The 23,983-nt window shown below is 49.8% G+C and carries 15 protein-coding genes, 2 tRNA genes and 1 other annotated feature; of the genes, 13 read left to right on the top strand and 4 right to left on the bottom strand.

The window, feature by feature from the left end; all coding sequences use genetic code 11:
• The 4 genes from F6I03_RS06840 (at position 1) to F6I03_RS06825 (ending at position 3,945) form a co-directional block, all read left to right on the top strand.
• Positions 1–756: a glycosyltransferase family 2 protein gene (locus F6I03_RS06840; RefSeq protein ID WP_070431383.1), complete on the top strand. Its 756-nt coding sequence runs from the start codon at positions 1–3 to the stop codon at positions 754–756.
• 47 nt (positions 757–803) lie between these two features.
• Positions 804–876 (top strand) — tRNA-Arg (locus tag F6I03_RS06835).
• A 39-nt stretch (positions 877–915) separates the two neighbouring features.
• Entirely contained in the window at positions 916–2,568 is a 1,653-nt protein-coding gene (locus F6I03_RS06830; RefSeq protein WP_070431382.1) for an ArnT family glycosyltransferase, read from the top strand.
• 18 nt (positions 2,569–2,586) lie between these two features.
• On the top strand, positions 2,587–3,945 hold the full coding sequence (locus F6I03_RS06825; protein WP_070626301.1) for an oligosaccharide flippase family protein: 1,359 nt from the start codon (positions 2,587–2,589) through the stop codon (positions 3,943–3,945).
• A gap of 366 nt (positions 3,946–4,311) precedes the next feature.
• On the opposite strand, the gene brnQ is transcribed toward F6I03_RS06825, so the two are convergent.
• Together brnQ and F6I03_RS06815 are read right to left on the bottom strand one after the other, a co-directional pair.
• The gene (brnQ, locus tag F6I03_RS06820; protein WP_070431380.1) at positions 4,312–5,658 is read right to left on the bottom strand and encodes a branched-chain amino acid transport system II carrier protein; all 1,347 of its coding nucleotides are present in this window, start codon (positions 5,656–5,658) and stop codon (positions 4,312–4,314) included.
• A gap of 81 nt (positions 5,659–5,739) precedes the next feature.
• Positions 5,740–5,967, bottom strand: a binding site (T-box leader).
• A 130-nt stretch (positions 5,968–6,097) separates the two neighbouring features.
• Positions 6,098–6,592 (bottom strand): beta-class carbonic anhydrase, encoded by a 495-nt coding sequence (locus F6I03_RS06815; RefSeq protein ID WP_070431379.1) that lies wholly within the window; start codon positions 6,590–6,592, stop codon positions 6,098–6,100.
• A 206-nt stretch (positions 6,593–6,798) separates the two neighbouring features.
• Here F6I03_RS06815 and F6I03_RS06810 point away from each other — a divergent pair, with 206 nt between their 5' ends.
• The 5 genes from F6I03_RS06810 to F6I03_RS06790 all read left to right on the top strand — a co-directional run bounded on the left by F6I03_RS06810 (position 6,799) and on the right by F6I03_RS06790 (position 11,185).
• Positions 6,799–8,343: a hypothetical protein gene (locus F6I03_RS06810; protein ID WP_070431378.1), complete on the top strand. Its 1,545-nt coding sequence runs from the start codon at positions 6,799–6,801 to the stop codon at positions 8,341–8,343.
• A gap of 23 nt (positions 8,344–8,366) precedes the next feature.
• The gene (locus F6I03_RS06805; RefSeq protein WP_070431377.1) at positions 8,367–8,690 is read left to right on the top strand and encodes a hypothetical protein; all 324 of its coding nucleotides are present in this window, start codon (positions 8,367–8,369) and stop codon (positions 8,688–8,690) included.
• A 150-nt stretch (positions 8,691–8,840) separates the two neighbouring features.
• Positions 8,841–9,323: a cupin domain-containing protein gene (locus F6I03_RS06800; protein WP_070431376.1), complete on the top strand. Its 483-nt coding sequence runs from the start codon at positions 8,841–8,843 to the stop codon at positions 9,321–9,323.
• A gap of 2 nt (positions 9,324–9,325) precedes the next feature.
• Positions 9,326–9,781 (top strand): GNAT family N-acetyltransferase, encoded by a 456-nt coding sequence (locus F6I03_RS06795; RefSeq protein WP_070431375.1) that lies wholly within the window; start codon positions 9,326–9,328, stop codon positions 9,779–9,781.
• A gap of 33 nt (positions 9,782–9,814) precedes the next feature.
• On the top strand, positions 9,815–11,185 hold the full coding sequence (locus F6I03_RS06790) for a DUF4767 domain-containing protein (protein ID WP_070431374.1): 1,371 nt from the start codon (positions 9,815–9,817) through the stop codon (positions 11,183–11,185).
• A gap of 317 nt (positions 11,186–11,502) precedes the next feature.
• Here the strand turns inward: F6I03_RS06790 and F6I03_RS06785 are convergent.
• Together F6I03_RS06785 and F6I03_RS06780 are read right to left on the bottom strand one after the other, a co-directional pair.
• Positions 11,503–11,576: transfer RNA gene (locus F6I03_RS06785), tRNA-Pro, on the bottom strand.
• Positions 11,577–11,951: 375 nt separating this feature from the next.
• Positions 11,952–12,926 carry a rhodanese-related sulfurtransferase gene (locus F6I03_RS06780; protein ID WP_150983093.1) on the bottom strand — a complete coding sequence of 325 codons (975 nt, stop codon included), beginning with the start codon at positions 12,924–12,926 and terminating at the stop codon, positions 11,952–11,954.
• Positions 12,927–13,099: 173 nt separating this feature from the next.
• Between F6I03_RS06780 and F6I03_RS06775 the strand changes: the two genes are divergently transcribed.
• From F6I03_RS06775 to F6I03_RS06760, 4 genes are all read left to right on the top strand, one after another.
• Positions 13,100–13,570 (top strand): nuclear transport factor 2 family protein, encoded by a 471-nt coding sequence (locus tag F6I03_RS06775; RefSeq protein ID WP_070431372.1) that lies wholly within the window; start codon positions 13,100–13,102, stop codon positions 13,568–13,570.
• A 318-nt stretch (positions 13,571–13,888) separates the two neighbouring features.
• Complete coding sequence (locus F6I03_RS06770; RefSeq protein ID WP_070626299.1) at positions 13,889–22,081, top strand: G5 domain-containing protein; 8,193 nt, start codon at positions 13,889–13,891, stop codon at positions 22,079–22,081.
• A gap of 167 nt (positions 22,082–22,248) precedes the next feature.
• Positions 22,249–22,812 carry a DUF4256 domain-containing protein gene (locus F6I03_RS06765; RefSeq protein WP_070431370.1) on the top strand — a complete coding sequence of 188 codons (564 nt, stop codon included), beginning with the start codon at positions 22,249–22,251 and terminating at the stop codon, positions 22,810–22,812.
• Positions 22,812–23,555, top strand: a complete 744-nt coding sequence (locus F6I03_RS06760; RefSeq protein WP_070431369.1) for a cyclase family protein — start codon at positions 22,812–22,814, stop codon at positions 23,553–23,555. The genes F6I03_RS06765 and F6I03_RS06760 overlap by 1 nt, the downstream gene beginning before the upstream one ends.
• Positions 23,556–23,983: the final 428 nt, after the last annotated feature.

Raw genomic sequence — 23,983 nt, 5'->3', positions numbered from 1 at the left:
ATGCAAGACGACTTGGTTTCAATTATTACACCGGTTTACCAGGCAGAGAAGTATTTGGCCCATACCATTGAGAGCGTCCAGGCCCAGGACTATTCGAATTGGGAGATGCTCTTGGTGGATGACTGCAGCCCTGACCAGAGTGCGAAGATTATCAAGGCCTACCAGGCAGAGGATGCGCGGATTAAATACTTAAAATTAGAAGAAAATAGCGGAGCAGCTGTCGCCCGCAACCGCGGCTTGGAGGCTGCCCAGGGACGCTATGTTGCCTTCGTGGATAGTGATGATTATTGGACAAGTGATAAATTAACCAAGCAGCTCGCCTTTATGCAAGACCGGGCTTACGGCTTTACTTATACCAACTTTGCCCAGGTGGATGAGACGGGAAGAGTGCTCAAAGCAAGGGCCGACCTGCCCCAGCACTTGGACTATGATGGCCTATTGAGGAACACGGCCATTGCTTGTTCTACGGTAATGATTGACCGTCAACTGGTCGGCGACTTCCGCATGCCCCTAGTGCGCAAGGGGCAGGACACGGCCACTTGGTTGATGTTGATGCGGGAACGGGGGTGCCAGGCCTATCTCTTAGATGAGGTCCTCAACCACTACCGGCAAGTGCCTGGTTCCATATCCAGTAACCGCTTGGGAGCTCTCAAACGGACCTGGCATACTTACCGGGTATTGGAAGGGCTCCCGCTCTGGAAGGCGTCTTCGGTGTTTATTTCCTATGCCTTAAATGCCATTAAGCGTCGAATTTAACAAATAAAGTTACAAGAAGCTTAACAAGTATGTTAAAATTCTTGTATGGCCCCGTAGCTCAGCGGATAGAGCATTCGTTTCCTAAACGATGTGTCGGAAGTTCGATTCTTCTCGGGGTCGTTTTTTTATGCCTAAAATCTATGAAAAGAGGAAAGCTGGATGGAAAACAGTCAAAAAAACTACCGGGACTGGGCCTTAGCGGCTTTAAGTGCTTGCCTGGTCCTCGGTCTAACTTTTATTTTCTCACTGTCGCTCACATCAAGCCCTTGGGCCCAGGCCATTCCTGGTCACGACAGTTCCATGTTTATTTATATGGGGCGGGAGATGGCTAGGGGAGGGGTGCCCTACCTGGACTTTACCGACCACAAGGGGATCAGTATTATCCTAGCCAATGCCCTGGGCTGGCTGATGCCCCATGTCAATCCTTTTGGGGGGATTTATTTTGTTGAATTCCTGGCTCTCTTGGCCTTCACGGCTGTGCTCTATGCTTTGGGTCGCCAGGTCTTAGACCGACCGCGGGCTCTCTTAGCGGTGGCTGTGAGCTTACTGCTTTTGGACCCTCTGATTGAATCGGGCAATTTGACGGAAGTCTATGCCCTAGCTGGGATTATGCTGACGCTGAGCGCTTACCTGCGTTATTTTGAAGCTAACCGCTTACCGGCTTGGTCTTACTTCTTGGTCGGCTTGTCTGGGGCTTTTGCTTTTAACTTGAGGGCCAACCTAATCATCAGCTGGTTGCCCCTGATTGCTTTGATCTTTGTTCATTTGCTGGTCTACAAGCATCTTGCAGAGCTGAAGCGTGCAGTGGCTTGGACCAGTCTAGGAATACTTAGCTTTGTCCTGCCAGTTTCCTTATATTTGCTCTACCAAGGGGCTTTTGCTGAGATGGTTAATTTCTCGATTCGCTTCAACCTCCAATACCTTAGCGATAGCAAACTCACGACAGAAGAAATCCTTACGAAGCTGGAAGAGAAGTTAGCCTTCTACCATATTCCAAGCATAGGAATTTTCGGGCTCTTGCTTTGGCTGGTCAAGGATAGGGGACATAGGAAGACTTACTGGCGTCTAGCGGGTGTCCTCCTAGCCTTTGGAGCGACCTTCTATTCGACGCTCTTATCGGGGCGTTTCTACCCCCACTATTTTATGGTTCTCGTGCCCTTCTTTAGTCTATTAGTGATCCAAGCGCTCCGCCTTTTTGATCTCAAACGGGGGCAGGGCCTGGTTAACTTGGGCCTGGTCGTTCTTCTTGCCTATCTTTTTAAATATCCGGCTGATATCTTCTACAACCGGGTCTACAGTGTGAACCTGCCGGAGGACCATCCGACCCTAGTGGCCAAAGTCGACCAGTTGGGACCTGACTTCAATGGCCAGCTCAAAGGGCCTGGCGACTGGCAATGGGAGCTTGGAACGGATGAGCGCTATGTCTGGGCCTTGAAGCGGAGTTCGACCGAGAACAAATACGAAGAAGCCAGTCAGCTGATTGTCGCTGAGAGCCAGCCGGACGAGACCCTCTATAGCCACCGGATTGGCGGAGCCTTCTATCTTATGACCGACCGCCAAGCTCCCAGCCGTTACTTTAACTTGCCGGCGGTCGATTTAGACCAGGCAGAAGCCGTAGCTCAAGAGTTTCGCTCGGACTTGACCCAGCGACCACCCCAGATGCTAGTTATCGAAGATAAGCTGAAGGAGCGGTCTCCCCTGGACCGGTCCCAAGTGGAGACAGACTTCCTGGCTTGGATCCAGAAGAACTATGAAGAAATTGACCAGATCGGAGAGTTCTGTCTCTATAAGAAATTACCGGCCGGGCACTAAGCGTGAAAGGAGTTAGAAATGAAATTATTGAAGAATATCTTTAACGTCGCCTTGTCAAATATCATTGGATTTGGAACGAGTTTCATTATTAATTTCCTTCTTCCAGCCATTCTAACTGTTGCAGATTATGGGAACTACCGGGAGTATATTATGTATACCTCCATCACCTACTTGTTTAACTTCGGTTATAATGATGGGATCTATATCAAGTATGGGGGCAAGCGCCTGGAGGACTTAGACCCCATCGAAATCCGCTCTGAACATAATTTCATTGTGGTCTACCAGCTCTGTGTGTTTGCCTTGATGCTGACTTACTCTTTAGTCGTTAAGAATCCGATCTTAGCCCTCTTCTCAACCGTTACCCTCTTCGATACGATTAACATGTACCACCAGAATTTCTTGCAGGCAACGGGGCAGTTTGCGACCTTTTCCCGGGCCAATATTTCCAAGAGTATCTTCTATATCATCACCCTGCTGGTCGCTATCTTCCTCATGCGGAGTGATAATTACTACCTCTATATTGTGTTAAATATCTTGTCCTATCTCTTCTTGACGGTCTTCTATGAATATCGTTTTATCAAGAACCAGGGCTTAAACTTTATTTTTTCTTGGAAGAAACACCTGGGGCTCTTCCGGGTCGGCTTCTTTATCCTCTTTGCCAACATGTCACTGACCTTTGTTGGCCTGATTGGCGGTTGGGTGACCAAGTGGTGGTATGCGATTGAAGAATTCGCCCAATATTCCTTCCAGAATTCTGTCCTCAATGTTATTCTGTTGATTGTCAATGCGGTGGGTATGGTCTTCTACAATGTGATTGCCAAGCGCAAGGACCAGATGCTCTTGAATGTTATCAAAAGAGCCTGCATTTTCTTGGGGATCTTGAGTGGTTTTGCCTTCTTTATCTTTAAATGGATTATCTTAACCTTCCTGCCCAAGTATGAACCGGCGACGGTGCTCTTGTCGGTGACCTTCATTGCCATTCCTTATATTATGTTGTCGCGGATCTTGGTAGCCAACATTTATAAGGCGACGGTGCCTGAGCGCCGGTACTTCCGCGACAGTGTGCTTTATGCGGGCCTCTCTTTTGTCTTTGTCGCAGGGCTTTCCTTTGTCTGGCATGATACTCTAACGGTAGCCATAGCGACGACCCTGTGCTATATCTGCTGGTTCTTCTATACCAGCCAAATCCGCTTTACTTATCTGAAGAACAATTGGCGGGAGGTCTTCCTCTTGCTTAGCCATGCCCTGTGCTTCTATGGGGTGGCTAATTTCATGCCCTTTATCGCTGGTGCTCTGGTCTACCTCCTCTATTTAGCAGTTGTACTCTTCTTTTACCGCGATTGGCTCTTTGAAGCCAAGGCCCTGTTAGCGGATTAGTTTTGCTAGTAGTTTATATTATATAGGTGTTGGTTAGTGTTTCGATGCTAACCAACACTTTTTTCTTTGAAAGAATTTTTTAAAATCTTTCTGTTTAAAATCATCCTCGTATCAGTCGACTTTAAGCAGGAGTGGAGCGTTGAAGTTGGTCCTTAGCCATGAACAAGCAAGCAAAGCGAATTATGGCTAGTAGGCGATTAGCCGTACTAGCCGTTTGAGACTTGCTAGGCGAGAGACCGTGGCTCGAGCCGGTGCCATGGCTCTTTAAGGACCAAATTCAAAAGCGGAGCGGATGCTTAAAGTCGACTGATATAAAGAGACAAAAAAACTCCCCTGGGGTTTCCAGGGGAGTGTGTTCCAGCAGAATTAACGGGTCCATTCGTTAGCTGGGCTGCCGGCATAGCGGTGGAGCAGAACTTTCTCACAGCTTAGACTGATGAGGAGGCTGACCAGGGTGGGGAGCAACCAGCCGAGGCCCTGACTGGCCAAGGGGAGGTTGGCGACGAGGGGAGTGAGGCCAGGCAGACTGACGTTGAAGCTAGCTTGCAGCATGTCGATGAAGGGGAGGGTGACAGAAACAGTCGCAGCGACCAGATAGGAGAGGGAGCCGAAGTTGAAGACTTCCTGGCTGATGCCCATGAGGATGAGAACCAGAGCAACCGGGTAGATCACGGTGAGAACAGGGACAGAGAAGGCAAGCAGGTTGTTTAAGCCGAAGTTGGCAACGAGGAAGGAGAAGCCTGCCCAGATGAAGACCCAAGCCCGGTAGGAAAGTTTTTCTTTGAATAATTGGTTGAAATATTCAGCGCCGGAAGTGATGAGGCCTACGCAGGTGGTGAGGCAGGCCAGGGTGAAGATACCGGCGAGGAAGACGAGGCCGAAGTTGCCAAGAGAGGCTTGGACGGCTTGGGTTAAGATGAAGGCCCCATTATCGGCTCCAGCGAGTTTTTGCGAAGAGACCATACCGATGGCAGCCAGCATGGCATAGACGAGGAAGAGGACCAGACCGGCGAGGAGGCCAGACTTCATGGTATACTTGGCCACTTCCTTCTTGTCTTGGACGCCAAAGCGGCGGATGGCCATGGAGATGACGAAGCCAAAGTTTAAGGCAGCGACAGCGTCCATAGTATTGTAGCCTTCGAGGAAGCCTTGGACAACAGGACTTGTGGCATAGGCATCGACAGGTTCCGCAACGCCCTTAGGCATGAACATGACCCGGGCAAACATGAGGACGATCATTAGGAGCAGCATGGGCGTGAGGTACTTGCCCACGCGCTTGACCAATTGGTTGGGCTTGAGGCAGAGCCAGAGGGCCAAAGCGAAGAAGACCAAGGTATAGACCAGGCGTGCCAGACCCAGGCTCATGGCTTCAGGGATATAAGGGGCGACCGCCATCTCGAAGGGCACAGAGCCTGCCCGGGGAATCCCTAAACCAGGCCCGATGGATAAATAAATAGCTGTGGTGAAGATGATAGAAAACTTAGGCCCGACGCGGTTAGCGAGTTGGGAGAGGCCCTCTGACTTACCGACAACAATGGTTCCTAAGACAGGGAAGATGACAGCTGTCACCGCAAAACTGACTAGGGCCAACCAAGTCTGGCTCCCCGCTTGATTACCGAGCAAGGGAGGGAAAATTAAGTTCCCAGCCCCAAAAAATAAACCAAACAGCATGATAGAAGTTTGTAAAAATTGACTTCGTGATAACTTGTTCATCATAATTCCTCCTTAATTTACCATAACTTAACCAGCAACATTAACGACTCTAAAAACCAAAAAACGCCCCTTGTCCTATAGACAAAGGGCGAAATAGTCCGCGGTACCACCTTTATTCTTATCGAAATAAGCGCTCAAGCATCCAACAATGCCGGGGGAGGATAACGCACACCACTGCGACAAAGCTTACTTGTCTTCAGCCTTGCAATCAAGAAAATGATTTTCGAACTTACTGCCGCTATAAGCTTCCACCAAACGCTTACTCTCTATAAACTTTCATAAGTCTACTCGTTTTTCTATGTTTTTTCTGGTCTTTAAAAGTTAAACCTATTGTAAGACGGATTCTAATAATTGTCAAATGTTTTTCTCAGATTTCTTAAATAAATTTTATTTAAGCTCCCATAAAACTTGGTCGGATGAAGCCATCTAAGGAAAAATACTAATCCACCCGCTGCATCCGCCCGGTATCCACATCGTAAACGGCTCCGGAAATGATGATGTCTTCTGGGATGAGGGGCGAGGCTTTGAGACGCTGGATATCTTCGCGGACGCTGTCCTCCACATCGGTGAAGGGGAGGAAATCTTGGCCCTCAACGTCGACACCGAGGTCCTCCTTCAATTGTTGGGCGAAGCCTTCATTGGTGAAGGTCTGGGCCCCGCAGTCGGTATGGTGGATGACAATAATTTCACGGGTGCCGAGTTGTTGCTGGGAGATGACCAGAGAGCGGATCATGTCCTCAGTCACCCGTCCGCCCGCATTGCGCAAGATATGGGCATCCCCCAGGGCGAGTCCCAGGGCTTGGGCGACATGGAGCCGGGAATCCATACAAGTGATAATAGCCACCCGGGTCTTTGGCGGGAGGGGCAGGTGGGCCTCTTCATGCAGGTCGGCATAGGCTTGGTTGGTTTTTAAGAATTTTTCAAAGTAAGACATGGGTATCCTCCTCTTGGCGCTGTCAATTAAGTTGGAATTATCTTATCACTTTTTAGGGGGCTTGTCCTTGATCAGTCACTGGCCTTGGCGTCAGGATGGGTAGGGAAGGAGGAAGAAATTGACGAAGGCAGGGCTTAGGTCTAGAAGCCACCGTTTTTTTGTTATAATATAAAGCAAAAGTCATTTAACTGAAAGGAACATGTGCTGTGACAGAGACAAAACATTCGCTAGCTTTTAAACTGGTCGCCGTCGTGGCCCTGGCTGTCTGCTTACTAGCGGCCTTTAGAACGGGGCAAGCTAAGAGGGGCTACCATGTGGATGAGTATTATTCCTATGGCTTGGCCAATTCTTACTATAAGCCCTTCCCCGATGATTATAACCAGTGGCTGAGCCCTGATTACTATAGGGACTATTTAACCACGTCAGAGGAGGAGCGCTTTAGCTACGGCTCGGTTTATTATAATCAGACCCAGGATGTCCATCCGCCCTTTTACTATATGCTCCTCCACACGGTGTCTTCTTTCTTTCCAGGCAGTTTCTCTAAGTGGTTGGGCTTGGGACTTAATTTCCTTATCTACACTTTAATCTTGCTGGTTCTTTATTTCTTCTTGAGGGACTTATTAGCGAACCAGTGGCTGGCCCTTGCTTTTGCGAGCTTCTATGGCCTGAGTGTGGGTGGCCTGAGCTCCTTTGTCTATATTCGCATGTATCTCTTATTGGCTCTTCTTCAACTTGTCTTCGCCTATGTCGCTTACAAGTATCTGAAAGCACCCAGCCGAAAGCTCCTGCTAGCGGCTATGGCGACGACTGTCCTCGGAGGGCTCACCCAGTACTATTATTATATTTTTGCTGGGATCCTGACGGCGGGTCTCTTTGCCTTACAAAGCTTGGGCAAAGAAGTGAAGGCGGCTTGGCAATTTGCGCTCGGCCAGGCTTTGAGCGTCCTAGCCTGTGTCGCCATTTTCCCAAGTACGCTCGACCACCTGCTCAATAGTGGCCGGGGGAATGAGGTTGTCGGTAACTTGCTAGGGGCCCAGCAAGTAGACCAAGTGCGCGCCTTCTACCAGCTTATCATGGACCAGCTCTTTGCGGGCTATGGCCATGTGGTTCTTGGCTTAGCACTTCTAGCGGTCATTATTTTGGCCTGGTATCGAGACGCCCTGGCCAGCTTCCTCCTCCTAGCCTTGCCCACGACTTTAGGGGTCGCTTTGATCGCACTCGTTTCGCCCTACCCTTCTGCCCGGTACATCTTTGCTTTCTATCCCTTGGTCATTGCCTGTGCTGGTCTCTTATGGCGAAATCTCCTGCGGCCTATCCCGCATTTAAGGGGGACTAAGCTCGTTTTGACTCTTGGAGTCTTGGGCACTTTACTTTATGTCGGACAGCGGGACTACTCCATCGACTATCTCTACCCTGAAGCAGATGACTTCACGGCATTAGTGGCAGCCAATAGTCAGTCGCCAGTCATCGTCATTCCCCAGGCCAGTGAACCGCAACGGATTCTTTGGCATACGGAAGAACTGCTCCACTTCCCAGCTATCTATCCTATCGAGGCACGCCAGGGGGACTATGGGGATAAAATCCAGCAGATGGCAAGGGGCCCTGTCGAGGACCGAGCCATCCTCCTCATCCACCGTGATGTCCTCAACCAGAACCCTGAAGTTCTCAGCACACTCTACGACAAGTTCGGCTTCAGTCAGAATACTTGGCTAGGGCGCAACCGCCACTTTGAACTCTATCAATTGGATTAAAACAATCGAGAAAGGAGCCTCCCATGCCCAAAATCGCTAGCTTTATGGCCCTAGTCATGGTCTTCTGCGGCCTGATGATTATTTACCAGGCCTGGCTGATCGCCTATAAGGAGCGCTTGGACCTGCTCAATGGCTATCAGCCTGGGCGTCTGAGCGCTGACAAGCGATCTTATTTTGCCCGGGGGATGGGCCAAGGCCTGGCACTAATCGGAGGAGGCCTCGCCTTGACAGGTCTTGGCCTTCTCCTGACCCAGTCGCTCTGGTCCTGGGCCTTCTTTATCCTGGGCTTTGTCCTGGGCCTTGCTTGGGTCATTCGGACCAACCAGCGCTACCATGGCCTCTTTTAGCTTTCCTTTAGCATGCAAAAGCCTCCGACGCTTATCGCTTTGTCGGGAGGCTTTTTGTTTGTCTGTTGGTGCGGAAATAAACTTCCTTACTGGAAAGACTAGGCGGCATCTAGGGAAGATGGTAAACTGGAGGCAAAGGAGGTCTTGTAAATGAAGACAAGTGCTGAATGGGCTAAGGCCCTCAACCTAGAGCCCCATGTTGAAGGGGGCTATTACCGGCAAGTGGTCAAGAGTTCGGAGAGGGTTCGGGATGGCGAGCGGGCCCTCTACACATCGATTTATTTTGTGTTGGAAGCGGATAATCCGTCCCACTTCCACCGTTTGACTTGTGATGAGATCTGGTACTACCATGCCGGCCAGCCTCTGACGGTTCACATGATTTATCCGGATGGTCGCTATGAAAGGGTGGACTTGGGCTTAGATCCTGAGGCGGGCCAACGCTTATCTTATGTGGTGCCCCAGGGGACTATCTTCGGTTCGACGGTAGAAGAAGGCTATGCCCTGGTGAGCTGCTTGTGTGCCCCTGGTTTTGAGTATGATGATTTCGAGCTCTTTAGCCGCCAGGACTTGCTGGACCAGTACCCGGACCATGCGGCGATTATTGAGCGTTTGACGCGGGAAGATGAGGTCTAAGCATGGCCAGACACTTTCAAATCCGTGAACTGACTAAGCGTGAAGACTATCTAGCAGACCTGCTGGGAATCTGGGAGGCGTCGGTCCGAGCCAGCCACGATTTTCTCTCGGAAGCGGCTATCCAGGCCATCAAAGCAGAGGTCCCTGGTGGTCTGATGGGGGTAGCCCAGCTGGTCTTGGCCTGGTCAGCGGCGGGCGAACTTGTTGGTTTTATGGGGATCGATGGGGAGAACTTGGAGATGCTTTTCCTCCATCCGAATGCTTGGAGGCTGGGACTCGGCAGGGCCCTAATCGAGGAAGGCTTGACGGCTTACGGCTTGCGCCAGCTCACCGTTAACGAGCAGAATCCCCAGGCGGTGGCCTTCTACCAGCATATGGGCTTTAGGCCTTACCGGCGGACCGAGCAGGATGAGGCGGGCAGGCCCTATCCCTTGCTTTATATGCGCTATGTCGGTTAAAGATGGTGTAAGAATTAGGATGGAGGACTGATGATGAGAAAAGGATGGATCAGACTAGGGGGCTTGGTCTTGGCTTGCCAGTTGGCTTTGGCTGCTTGTGGCCAGGAGGTAGCTAGCCCCAAGCAAAGCCCAGACCAGGGGCAGAGCCAGGCGGCCGACCAGTTGACGCGAGTGAGTGAAGCGTCCCGTCAGGTGGAGAGTTCAAGCCCTGACCTGACCAAGGAATCCCTTGGGACTGCTTCTGAGACGAAAGATAAGGACCGGTCAAGCTATATTCAAGGCCTCCGCCAGGCCAATGCACGCTGGTCTAAGCGTTTGGACCAAGCACTGGCCTCGGGCTTACCCACAGCCCAAAGTGTTCAAGCCGCCGATCGTGATCCCGGTGATGTTCATCCGGCCATTGCCGCCCTCTATCAGAAATTGGACCAAGAACTGACGAAGGAGGACCACCAAGAGAACTACCGGGTCCTGTACTCGGATACTTTTGTCCTGGAGAAGATGCTCTTGCCAGAACTCGATGTAGCGGACCAGGAAGCCCTGGATCAGATGCGGGAATGGTTGACGGGCTTGGTTTATGAAGAGTACCAAAATCGCTTGGATGCTAAATGGCGGATGAGCCAGTATGTTTTAGATCACTTGGACTTTTCTAAGCAGATGGCGGATGTGGCGGCGATGACGGATGAAGCCTTTGACGAGGTCAACCGCTTGGCTGTCCATACCGGCGTCGCCATGGAAGCTTATCAGACCCTGGTTAACTATCCCAACTTTAAGGATGAAATTCCCTTCCAGGCAGACCTTTATTCCCATATTGTTTGGCCTTATTCGACGGATATCGGCTCGACCCGGGCCCAGGCCCAAGATCCAGCAACGGGTGAGATCTGGTTCGGCGTGCCACTGACAGGGGATATGGGGCCCAAACCAGCCGTCGACTATAGTGCCCGCTACGGTGTCACGGTGACCAACCACTATCCCGATCGGCCAGCTAATGGCTCAAACGCCGGCGCTTGGTCCGGCCATAGAGCGTCAAGTCTTGATTTCTTTATCAAGGAGAATTGGGGCAGAGTGATGAATCAGGACTATGAAGCCTACACGCCCGACCAGCCAGCTGATTTCTATGGAGCCAAGCTACCCCAGGAGGACTTCGGCATTGCCTTGGATGGCCAGACCCGCCAAGTCCAAACTGGAGGCGAGGCAGACGATCTGCGCTTGCTGGCGGCCTATAGTGATATCGAAGACAAGACACAATCAAGTTCGGAACGCCACTTCTATCTCTTTGTGGAAGACAAGGGGCGTCCCCGGGTCTTAGTAGCAGAAGAGGGCCCAGATAGCGAGGGCCGGGTCCACTTCAAGGACACCGCCAACCAGGAACTCCGCCAGGGCTTCTTGGAGATTTATGGCGCCTAGTTGATCCTTCTTAAGGCTGTAAGCTAGCATCACAGACAGATACAGACAAGCCAAAAAGAAGAGAGTGTGACAAAAGTCGGTTAGCCCTGAATCACTGGAGCGAATTATGGAAGAACCTTGTCAAAGGATCTTCCATAATTCGTGAAGTGGATGTCAGGGCTGACTTTTGGAGCACGTTTTTAAAGAATAATTCGTATTTGATAAAGAGGCCGGAACTTTTGTCCCAAACTCTTCTTTTTTAACTGCTGGCTTCACTTTAAATGGCTGCAGGCATAAAAAAACGAGCGACGCTAATACATCGCTCGTTTTTTTAATGATCGAGATGACAGGAATTGAACCTGCGACCCCTAGCACCCCATGCTAGTGCGCTACCAGACTGCGCTACATCTCGATATCAGTGCTGATAGAATGTATTATAGCACAGATTGGGGAAAGATGCTAGGGAAGTTATGAAAAACCGTCCCTGCATGAATGAAACAGGCTACTTTTTCAATTACAAACCATATTTTTTATGCTAGTGGTGGTTAAAGCAGAGTTTAGATGTATGTACTTTGCTCTATCATTCTGAGCAGGAGTGGAGTGTTGAAGTTGGGCCTTAGCCATGAATAAGCAAGCAAAGGGAATTACGGATCGTAGGCATTAGCCGTACGATCCGTTTGACTCTTGCTAGGCGAGAGACATTGGCTCGAGCCGGTGCCATGGCTTTTTAAGGCCCAAATTCAAAAACGCAACGGATGCTCACTTTCGTTTTGCTCTTTAGAATGGCTTAAATTCCTTCTGAAACCTGCAGGCTTTCACCAATAGCATTCAAGCGCTCTTCCCACTGGGCCTTGCTGAGGCCGTGTTCAGCCACATAGCGGTTGCGGGGATGGCGGCGGCATTCAGGGGAACAGCCACGCAGGTACTTGGCTTCGTTGGCTTCGGAAGCGAAGATTTGTTCGTTACATTCAGGATTAGCGCAGTTGACATAGCGTTCGCAAGGCTGGCCGTCGAAGTGGTCGCGGCCGACAACGCTCGGGTTGACGTGGTTGATCGGAACGGAGATCCGTTCGTCGAAGACATACATCTTGCCTTCCCAGAGGTCACCCTGTGTGTCGGGATCCTTGCCGTAGGTGTCGATGCCGCCTTCTAATTGACCGACTTTCTCCCCAATGCCTTCACGGACCAACCAGCCAGAGAATTTTTCGCAGCGGATACCGCCCGTGCAGTAGACCACAACCTTCTTATCCATGAATTCTTCTTTGTTGTCGATGACCCATTGTGGCAGTTCGCGGAAGTTGCGGATATCTGGCCGGATGGCGCCCTGGAAGTGGCCGAGGTCGTACTCATAATCGTTTCGGGTGTCCAAGACAATGGTGTCCTCGTCCAGAAGGGCTTCCCGGAAGTCTTTTGGTTTGAGGTAGTCGCCGGTGGTTTCTAGGGGATCCAGGTCGTCATTTAAGTTGAGGGAGACAATTTCCTTGCGGGGACGGACGAACATCTTCTTGTGGGCGTAGTCGTCCGCCTCGTCGATCTTGAACCAGACATCCTCAAAACCAGGCAGGCTGTGGACGTAAGCCATGTACTGGTCGGTCTGGTCGATGGTGCCAGAGACCGTCCCGTTAATGCCTTCCTCGCCCACAAGCACCCGGCCTCTCAGGCCAATACCCTTGCAGAAAGCGAGGTGGTCCTTGGCAAAAGCCTCAGGATCTTCAATGTGTTCGTATTTATAAAATAATAAGACGCGGTAGTCTTTTGACATAAGTTTTATTCCTCCTTTGTAGTTGCAAGCTACAAATTCTTACATTAGCCATTATACGCGCACAGCTTAGCGAGGGCGAATCTTATGCTCAGAGCTAGTTTCTGGCAAATTGGTCGAGTCAAAATAGGAGTCAGGGTATAGAATGATGACAAAAAAGAAAGTAGGCACAGACTATGGACAGATTGGAAAGATTAGAAGCGATTGAGGCCATTAAGCAGTGCAAGGCCCGCTACTGGCGCGCCATTGACAGTAAGGACTTTGACCTTTTAGCGACTGTTATGGCGGAACAGGTGGTCTTCGACACCTCGCTGTCGACTTGGGACCCCATCAAGGGCCAGCACCCCTTGCTTCCAGCTAAAGAAGAGCCTTCCCGGTCCCTGACAGAAGTGATGGGCAATGCCCGAAAGATTATGGGAGAAGGTACCCAGAGCGCCCACATGGGTCACATTCCAGAGATCAGCATCGAATCGGACCGGACAGCCAGCGCCTATTTTCCTTTCGAGGACCGGGTCCTCTTTAAGGACTTTGCGGCCTTTAACGGCTATGGTTATTATAAAGATAAATTTGAAAAGATTGACGGCCAGTGGTTGATTGTCAAGACCAAGATCTACCGCTACCGCTTAATCGTCGATTCTGTAGATTAATCAAGAAGCGGATGCTCTAAACAATACATTTCAGTCTTTTCTCTTCATTAAAATCTTAGAGAGTAAAGTTTTTATTTTGTACCTCTTAATAAAAGCGAAAAAGCAAAAAGGCTTGTTAAATCAAGTATTTGTCTGCATTTAAACTTTATTAAAAAGCAAAAAATACTTAGAAATTGCCAGTCTGGCAAGGAAATGCTAAGATACAATATATTGATTTAATTAAAATATCATTTAGAATAAAACAAAAAAATAAACACTTTAGTGGAAGGCTTGTCTCTTCTTTTCCTGGAGATAAGCCGTTAAGCTAGGAGGATTTGTATGGAGAAGAATTATCGTTATGCGATCCGCAAGACCACGCTTGGTGTGGGAAGTGTGGCGATCGCAGCTTTTTTAGCTGGTCAGGTCCAGGGGGTCGAAGCGGCAGAAGCAGTTGACCCCTCGGCTATCACGGTCAACCAACCTGCGGGGCCAGCTGTCAGTAATGAAAGTAATCCAGAAGCTACTGAGCCCGTAAATCCAGCGCCAGTTGCTTATCAGGCGGCGCCTGAAGAAGCTAAGCCACGTGAGGGTGTGGCTAAAACTGATGCAGGAGAAGTTAAAACGGATACCCAGAATTCGGTGTCAGCGGATGAGAACCAGGTCCGCCATTACCGGGATTCGGACTTGGCCAATAATGGGGTTTCTTCAAGCTTCACAACAGAAGATGTGGGCACGACTAGGGAAGGGGTTACCGCAAGCGTCCTTAATCCATCCCCTACCTCTACGGATAAGAAAAAATTTGGGATCCAGGTTGAAATTGATCGGGCCAATTCTGACCGTACCTATACCAATGTCTATGTGACTGACAATAAAAGAGGAGCTCAGGTTAAGCGTGGAAACGGAGAAATCATAAAACCTGGTCAAGATCCAGATTTTGCAGGGGTTAACTATCCAAGGTCGCCTGAAGAAGAGGGCAAAATCGATGCTACGGTCTCTACTGGTAGACAAGTTGAAATTGGCATTAGTACTGGGGAGGAATTTCTTAGAGACCTCAATGCTGTAGACAATAAGAATACGACCTTCGCTTGGAAATCAGAATACACTCGGGATAACCCTAATACCAAGATGTTTACTGGTAAAGACTTTGCAACAGGTTTTTCCGTCAACCCCTATCCTAATGAGAACAAGAACTTATCCATTATTTCAGTAGTAGGGGAGACAAATGTTGCCAAAGTTCCAGTCAAAGGCCAATACCTGAAGACCGGAGCGCGGATTGAGAACCTGCTGCCAGAAGACTACACTCGGATTACTAGCGAGGTCTACCATCCAGATGGTACCGTCGTTGATCCCAAGGAAGCTCGGGCCATTTTAGTAACGCCTGACAATCAAGCGGAGCTCACAGCTCAAGTTGGAGCCGTGAAGCCAGGTGAGATTGTCTTCAAGATGCCAGAGGGGGCTCTCCAAGACCCTAATTCCATCTTTAATAATAATAAATTTAGAGGCATCCAAAACCTAAGGGCACGCTTCTTTGCCAGACCGCGGACGGCGGATGAATTTAAGAACATAGTTAATGAAATTAATACTAATCAAGGTTATACAGATAAGTATTACGTTGAAACCGGTGCGGGAACTGAAACCATCACGCACAATGGCCAACCCGTCACCATCGACAAGCAAGGGATTGCCCGCTACGACCACTACAACAAGGTCGGGGAAATCACCATCAATTTGGACGATACCCGTTACTATGACCAGACCTTTAACCGTATCCAAGGGCCTAAGGATACCGATTATTCCAATGCTCTGAGACCCGGTAAGTCCATTACCTTAAAGATTAACTCACCGCATGGTGTAGGCTCCAACCCTTCTAAGTCCTATGATGACATGAAGAATGCCCAAGCTGAGGGGCGGACCAATGGAGACTTGGTAGAAGAATTCAAGAAGAAGGCTGAAGCTAAGGGCTGGAAGGTGGAAACCACCCCTGGTAATCCGTCCGAGTTCACAGTGATGGCGCCAGTCGATGCCCAACCTGGGGATACCATGTACTTGCCGATTGAGTACACCTATACCAACGGCTCCAAGGATACCCATGCCTTCTATTTCGTGGTTCAAGATTCTGATAATAATGTCCCCGCCTACCACGCCGAAATCGGCTACCAAGGTGACACCCTAAAACAATTACCAGAGATCCCAGATGATCCCAATAAATTGAAGCCAGACTCCTTTGAATTGGTGCCGGGAACCTATACCGATGACCGGGGCAATGTCTGGTCCGATGTTAGTGTGAATCCTACAACGGGTGAAGTAACCGCCGTTGTTCCTGAAGATGCGGATATCGTAGGGGGCGAGAATGTTTACATCCCTGTTAAGGCCAATTATATTGACCCGGTCACTAAGGAAGTGCGTTCAGAGACGGTTAAGGCCCAATTTATTGCCCGTCCAACTAACGTGGCGCAAGGCGGGCATGCCGTCGTGGAAGAAATTCCTTTTGACACCCATGTGGTCTATGATGACACCCTCGATGTGGGCGTGATCAAGAAGACGGATGGGGAACTAGGTTCTAAACGCACCGTCTATGACTGGAACTTCGACAACCGTAGACGGGTTAACCGTGATGGCCGGATGGTGGAACAACCGGTAATTTCTAAGATTGAAGAAAGCATCCTCAAACCGAAGAAGGATGCTGAGATTCGGATTGGTGTTAAACCCGTTCAAACGGGTGTGGATATTCCAATGACCACTGAATACATCCTTGATCCTAGCCTGAAGCCGGGACAGGATCAAATCGTTGAAGAGGGTCAGGATGGTCATGTGACGATCACGTCCACGCGTAATGCTGAGACTGGAGGCATTAGCTTAAACAAGACGGTTGACACACCGATGATGCCGCGTAAGATCAAGATTGCGAGTTACGAGCACACCAACGATATTCCTTATGAGACCACAGTTGAATTTGACGATAGCTTGCCATCCGGAAGCAAGCAAGTGGTCAAAGAAGGGGTTGTAGGTAAGACCCAAAGCAAGTATGTGCCGGCTTATCTGATTGATTCCAAGCCCCTAGTCGACTACCTCCAAAATGGGGATGGCCCAGCCTTTATTGATTCACGCCTGAACTTCGATAAGGTCGTTGACTTTATGGTGAACCAGGGCTATTGGGACAGAAGCCTCTATACGAAGGGTGTCGATGAATACGGCGAGCCAAGCTATCTCTATAACGGCGTGCCAATCGATGAGATCATTCCAATGGATCCGAAGAATATTTATGTTGGGGACATCCTCATCCCATCTTCTGTCCAGACCAAGACCCTGCAGCCTAAGCAAGACCAAGTCATTAAGGTAGGAACCAAGACTACCGGCACGGTAGTCGATACTGACGCGATTCCATTTAACTATACCGTGGAATTCGATCCGAACTTCTACACCAATTACCCGGACGCGACCGAAAACTACAAGGTCGTTACACCAGGCCAAGCCGGTTCCAACAAGAAGACCTGGACCATTGAAAACTCCAAGATTGTGGGCGACCCTGTCGTTGAAACAGTCGCTCCAGTTAATGCCGTGATCAAGGTCGGTCAAAAAGACTACCAAGGCAGCTTTGAAACAGTAGACAAGGATCCAATTCCTTATGAAACCGAATATATCGTGGACAAGACCTTAGAACCAGGCGCTGAAGTCGTGGAAAATCCAGGGGAACTTGGTGAACAAACGACAACAACCACTCATACCATCCAGAATGGTCAAGTGACAGCCTCCACACCAGGGCAAGCCACACGAACGAAAGAACCGGTTAAACGCGTCGTCCGCATTGGGGCTAAAACCAATGGCACCCACCAAGTGACCGCCCCCATCCCATTTGTGGTCGAAGTCAAGAAAGATCCGTCACTTAAGAAGGGTGAATACAAGATTGAAAATCCGGGTAAGGCAGGCAGCCAGACCAAGACCCTGACCATCGAAAACTCGCAAGTCACGGCCACTTCTGAACCAACCATTAATGAACAAGCAAGAAACGCTGTGGTATTAGTCGGTGACCAAGACTTCACGGGTACAGTTTCCCACGAGGTCACTGAGAAAGTACCATTCCCAGTCAAGGTCATTGAAGACCCAAGCCTAGACAAGGGCACTTACCATGTGGCCCAAGAAGGTGTGCCTGGGTCTAAGACCACCACTTACACCCAAGCCATCAAGAATGGGGCCGCTGATGGGGCCATGACGTCAGCTGTGACAGCCGAAACGCCAGCAAAAGAACAGATCATCCGTGTGGGGACGAAGCCTTTAGCTGGTTCAACGACGGTCACAACAACCAACCAAAAACCATTCGATGTGGACATTGAATACGACAACACCAAGCCTGCCGGAACGGTAGAAATTGTTCCGAACACAGGTATCCCAGGTGAAGAAAGTCAGACCACACCGGTAACTGCTGCAGATGGCACGGTGACAGCAGGGGCCACCACGACAACGGAAACCAAGGCACCCGTCAATAAGAAGATTATTGTGGGTACCCAAGGCTACAATGGCCAATTCAGCCATGAATACACCAATGTCCTGCCTTTTGAAACCGAAGTCGAAGTCGACCCAAGCCTGGCACCTAACGAAGTGGTTGAAGTACAAAAAGGCCAGTTAGGCGAAACGACCACCACGGTAACCCAAACCATCACGAACGGTGTGCCAGGAGAAAAAGTGGTTTCTGATCCTGTTCAAACTAAGGCTCCGGTTAATCGCAAGCTTAAAGTCGGCGCCAAGACAGAAGGTGTTCATACTTACACCGAAGAGCTACCATTTACCTACACGGTGGAATATGACCCAGCCATCGAAGCCGGCAAGTACGAAATCGTGACCCCAGGTAAAGTAGGTTCACGGACCACCGAATGGCCAATTACGAACTCTGTGGTCGGCCAAGGCAAGGTGACCCAAGAGACTCCGGCTACAAATGCCCTCATCAAGGTCGGCAACAAGGACTTTGAAGGCACATTTACAACCGTCGATAAGAACCCAATTCCATTCGAAGTGGAATACAAGGTCGACCCAAGTCTAGCGCCAGGTACGGAAGTCGTTGACCAAGAAGGGGTTCTCGGTGAAGAAGAAACTCCAAGCACCCATAAGATCGTCAACGGTCAAGTGACGGCATCCACACCAGGTGAGACCAAGCAAACCAAGGCGCCAGTCAAGAAGATTGTCCGCATTGGGGCCAAGACAGACGGTACCTACACCCACAAGGAAGAGCTCCCATTTGAAGTGGAAGTACGGAAAGTCAAGGACCTCAAGAAGGGCGAAACGAGAGTGGCCCAAGAAGGTCAAGCCGGTGAACAAACAACCACTGTCACGATTGAGAACTCTCAAGTTGTCGGCACACCAAGCACGACAACGACCAAGGCACCGGTCAAACATATTATCGAAGTCGGCGACCAAGACTTTACCGGCGAAGTTTCCCACGATGTTACCGAAAGTATTCCTTACCCAGTCGACATCCAAGAAGATCCAAATCTCCCACTCTTTGAAATTCAAGAAGTTCAAAAGGGTGAAAACGGGTCCAAGACCACCAAGTACAGTCAAGCCATTAAGAATGGTTCGGCTGATGGCCAGCTGAAGACGGAAGAAATCGCGCGGACGGAACCGAAGACTCATATCATCAAGGTCGGCACCAAGGCACCGGAAAATACTGAAAACAGAGTCAAGGAAGTGCCAGCTGAGATTGAATATGTTTACGATAATACTAAGGACAAGGGCATCGTTGAAAAGGGTGCCTACACCCCAGGTAAGGTTGAGACTAAGATTAAGAATGTCTTCAACCCTCAAACCGGCAAGATTGAAACCATTACGGAAGAAGTCGTGACCCCAGCCAAACAAGTCATTGTGGTGGGCACCAAGGACTTCTCTGGTGAATTCAAGCATACCGAACAAAGCTTGGCACCATTCAAGACCGAATATATTCTCGACCCAAGCCTGAAAGCAGGTGAAGAGGTCGTTGAAAAAGAAGGTAAACTCGGTTTAATTGAACGCGATGTTAGTCAGAAATACTCCAATGGCACAATGGCAGATAAGGTCTTTGGGGCGACCCGAGAAGTGATCGCGCCGGAAAACCGGATCGTTCGCATCGGTGGCCAAACGAATGGCAGTCATACGTCTACAGAAGAAATTCCATTTGATGTCAAGGTTGAAGTTGATCCAAGCTTGCCTAAGGGTGACTACCAAGTGCTGACACCAGGTCAACCCGGTACTAAGGAAACGACCGTTACGATTGAAAACTCTCAAATTGTTGGCCAACCCGTGTCCAAAGTGACCAAAGAACCTGTGACTCAAGTGATCAAAGTTGGCAACCAAGACTTTACCGGTCAAGTGAACCACACTGAACGCTTCGAAGTCCCTTACAAGGTTGAAGTCCGTGAGAATCCAAATCTCAAGGCGGGCGAGACCAAGCTGGTTCAACAAGGTCAACCTGGTTCTTATGACGTGACCTATACTCAAGCCATCAAGAATGGCCAAGCCGATGGGGAACTGGAACGTGCAATCTCTAATCCAGTCGAACCGAAACCGCACATCATTGAAGTGGGCACCCAGGTTGTTGCTGGTACCGAAACAGCCATCAACAAGGAAATTCCTGTTGAAATTGAATACGTCTTTGATGACAGCCTTGAAAAAGGTCAAGTCGAAACGGGACAATTAATCCCAGGCAAGACGGAAAGCAAGGTCGTTTCCAAGGTGGTGGACGGCAAGGTAGTCAATACGGAAGAAACGGTAGTGACCCCTGCTAAACAAATTGTCCGCATTGGCTCTAAGGACTTTACCGGCGACTACAGGTTCTCCAATACCTGTCCTGTGCCATTCCCAGTTGAAATTAGAGAAAACTCTGATCTAGCAGCTGGCACCAGCAAGGTCATTCAAAAGGGTGTTCCGGGTTCCAAGACTACGGACTACACCCAAGCCATCAAGAACGGCCAGGCTGAGGGCGCACCAGTCAGCCAAGACGGCGCCTACACTGCACCAAAAGCGCAGATTATTGAAGTGGGCACCAAGCCAGTTCAAGGCAACACCCATGAAGTCAACAAGGATGTTCCTGTTGAAACCATCTTTGAATATGACCCAAGTCTCGACAAGGGCAAGGTGGAAACTGTCCAAGTTGTACCAGGCCATGTGACCACTCAAATTGTCAATAAGGTGGTTGATGGCCAGGTAGTCACGGAAGAAGTTCCAGTGGTGACCCCAGCCAAGCATATTGTGAAGGTGGGTACCAAGGGCTATGACGGTCAGTTCAACCATGAAAGTGTCCATGAAACGCCTTTTGCAACAGAAGTGATCTATGACGACCAGCTCGATTCAGGCAAGGTCGAAGAAATCCAAGCCGGTCAGCCAGGACAAGTCAAGGAAACCGTGACCCAGTCGATCGTTAACGGCGTTCGCCAAGACAAGCAAGTCAACCAGGAAGTCCTCCGCGAACCGCAAAAACGCATCCTCCGTGTCGGCGTCAAGCAATTGATCAAGGAAGTTCCAGTTGAGAAGATTGTTGAAATCGTCAAGGAAGTTCCCGTTGAGAAAGTCGTCGAAGTGGTCAAGGAAGTCCCTGTTGAGGTTATCAAGGAAGTTCCGGTCGAAGTGATCAAGGAAGTACCAGTTGAGAAGATCGTTGAGATCATCAAAGAAGTTCCGGTTGAAAAAGTCGTCGAAGTGGTCAAGGAAGTTCCTGTTGAGGTCATCAAAGAAGTTCCGGTCGAAGTGATCAAGGAAGTTCCGGTTGAAATCATCAAGGACTGCCCAGGCATCGAAGTGGTCTACAATAAAAATCTCAAACCTGGCCAAGTCAAAGTGGTCGATCCAGGTGAGAAACGCATCACCGAAACACGGGACGGCCAGACGGTGGTCAAACAGGAAGGCCGCAAGATGATCGTTGAAGTTGGCTGTGCCAAGACCGATAAACCAGCTGTCATCCCTAACGATCCAGAAAGCGACAAGGACCAGTCTAAGGACCCTCAAGATCCACAGGGTGCTAAAGACCAGTCTAAGGACCCTCAAGATCCACAGGGTGCTAAAGACCAGTCTAAGGACCCTCAAGATCCACAGGGCGATAAGGACCAATCGAAAGATCCAAAAGATCCAGAAACTGGCCATAAAGATCCTCAATCCAATGAGAAAGATCCAGAAACTGACAAAACTCCTCAACATTCAGACAAGGATAAATTGCCAACTAAGGATCCTCAACCTTCGGACCAGGATAAGTTGCCGTCTAAGGATCCAGAAAGTGCGGACCATGACAAGCAGACAATCATTTCTAAAGATCCGACACCAGGTCACAAAGACCCAAGTCCTGTAGAGAAACGACCTTCGACAGAAGAAAGAAGTCAAGAGACTAGCTTTGACCAAGTTAAAGTTCTAAAAGCAGGCCATTCATCTGCTGGACAAGCCAAGGCCTATACCCCGCTGACCCAATTACCTCAGACTGGGGCAGAAGACAGCGCCAACCGCTTCCACCCGGCAGTATTGACCCTCATGCTAGGACTCGGCCTCTTGACCTTCTCTACGAAGAAGAAAAAAGCTTAATGAGCTGAGCCAAAGCTGTCTTTAAGCTGTAGTTTAGCTCAATGAAGGCAAGTCAGAGCGCATCAAGATGTTCTTGGTGCGCTTTTTTGAGGTGATGAGGGCGAATTATTAAAAGTTCAAGAAAAAACATGCTATGCTAAGCTTAAATTATAGAAGGAGGAGAGGCTATGGAAGCTAAAGAAGCCTTGCAGATATTGGAGGAGCGTTTTAAGGCACACCCGGACCGCCATTCGGATTGGGACTGGGACGAGCTCTTGCTTTATTTGGAAGCTGATAGCGACTTTTTGGACAGTATCATTGCCATGGAGGAGACTGGCGGACAGCCGGACTTGATTCATTGCGAGCCTTTCACTAGGGCCTTCTTTGCCGATATGAGTCCAGAGAGTCCGGAAGGCCGGCGGAGTGTCTGCTATGACCGGGAGGCGCGCTTGGGACGCAAGAAGTTTCCACCTGAAACCAGTGTTGAAGAGATGTGCCAGGCCATGGGAACCAAATTGATGCCTATCGATATGTACCTTACTTTGCAGCTTCTAGGGCCCCTGGACTCAAAGACTTCTTCTTGGTTGAAGACGCCAGAGCCTATGCGGCAACGAGGAGGCGCGCTCTTTGGCGACTACCGCTATGGGGAGCCCTTTGTCTACCACAATGGAGCTGATGCCTACTATAAGTCGAGGGGCTTTCGGACCTTTCTTTACTTGCCCGATTTAGATGATTTGGAGGATGAAAACTAATGACAACACAGGACCTACTCGCTCATTTGAAAGCAAAGAAATGGGTCAACCTAACCCATGAAGTGACCAAAGATATGGCCATCTACCAGGCCTTTAACCCCCTCCAGGAGCGGGTGTTGACGACCTTGGAGGAGACGGGCTCGGACAACCGGGAGTACACTCTGGGAACTTCCCACGGGACTCATATTGATGCCCCTGCCCACTTCATGGCAGGCGGACGGATCATGGCAGACATTCCCCAGAAGGAACGCTACCTGCCCCTCTATGTTTTGCACCTGGAAGACAAGGTGGCCGCTAATCCTGGCTATGCGGTGACGGTAGAGGACATCAAGGCCTTCGAAGACCGCTATGGGCAAATTCCAGCTGAAGCCTTTGTTGCCTTCTCTTCCGGTTGGTACAAGCGGATCTACTCCCAGGAAGCCTTCATCAACACCAATGCGGATGGGGTAGAAGTCACGCCAGGTTGGTCCGTTGAGGCTTTGGAATACTTGAGCCGCAACCGAGGGATTACCGCCATTGGCCACGAAACCCTGAATACCGACGCCGGACCTGAAGCCGCCGCAGCCGGAGACCTGGTCGCCCAACGCTTCTGGCTCAATGAAAATAAATTTCAAATTGAAGTTATGGCCAATTTGGACCAAGTACCCGCAACGGGCAGCATCATTATGATCAATGCGCCCCATATCAAGGACGCTGTAGCCTTCCCCGCTGAAGTGATTGCGGTTTTGGATGAGGAAGCCTAATTAGAAGACGGTGAGTTGCCCCTAATTAAATCTATGAAAAAACCAGCAGAATGTGGGCTCTGCTGGTTTTTCTTCTTCTGCTGGTTGCTTGGCGAACTTTCAAATGGTTCCACGGTTTATAAGTAGAGTCGTGCCAACTCGCAAACGGAGCTACCATTAGCAAGTAGCGCTGTGCCAACTCGCAAACGGAGCTCTGCTTAGCAAGTAGAGTCGCGTCAACTCGCAAACGGAGCTCTACTTAGCAAGTAGTGCTGCGCCAACTCGCAAATGGGCCTCTGCTTAGCAAGTAGGGTCGCACCAACTCGCGAACAAGGCTACCATTAGCAAGTTGCCTCCAGTCATCCCTTTCTAATCGCCTTTGCTCACACCCTTTGTAGTCGGGTTCGGTCGCGCAGAAGTGGCTCCTCTTCACAAAGATTCTTCGAAGA

The organism is Aerococcus sanguinicola (assembly GCF_008726925.1).
Lineage (GTDB): Bacteria > Bacillota > Bacilli > Lactobacillales > Aerococcaceae > Aerococcus.
This window is presented reverse-complemented; position numbering and strand designations above follow the sequence as displayed.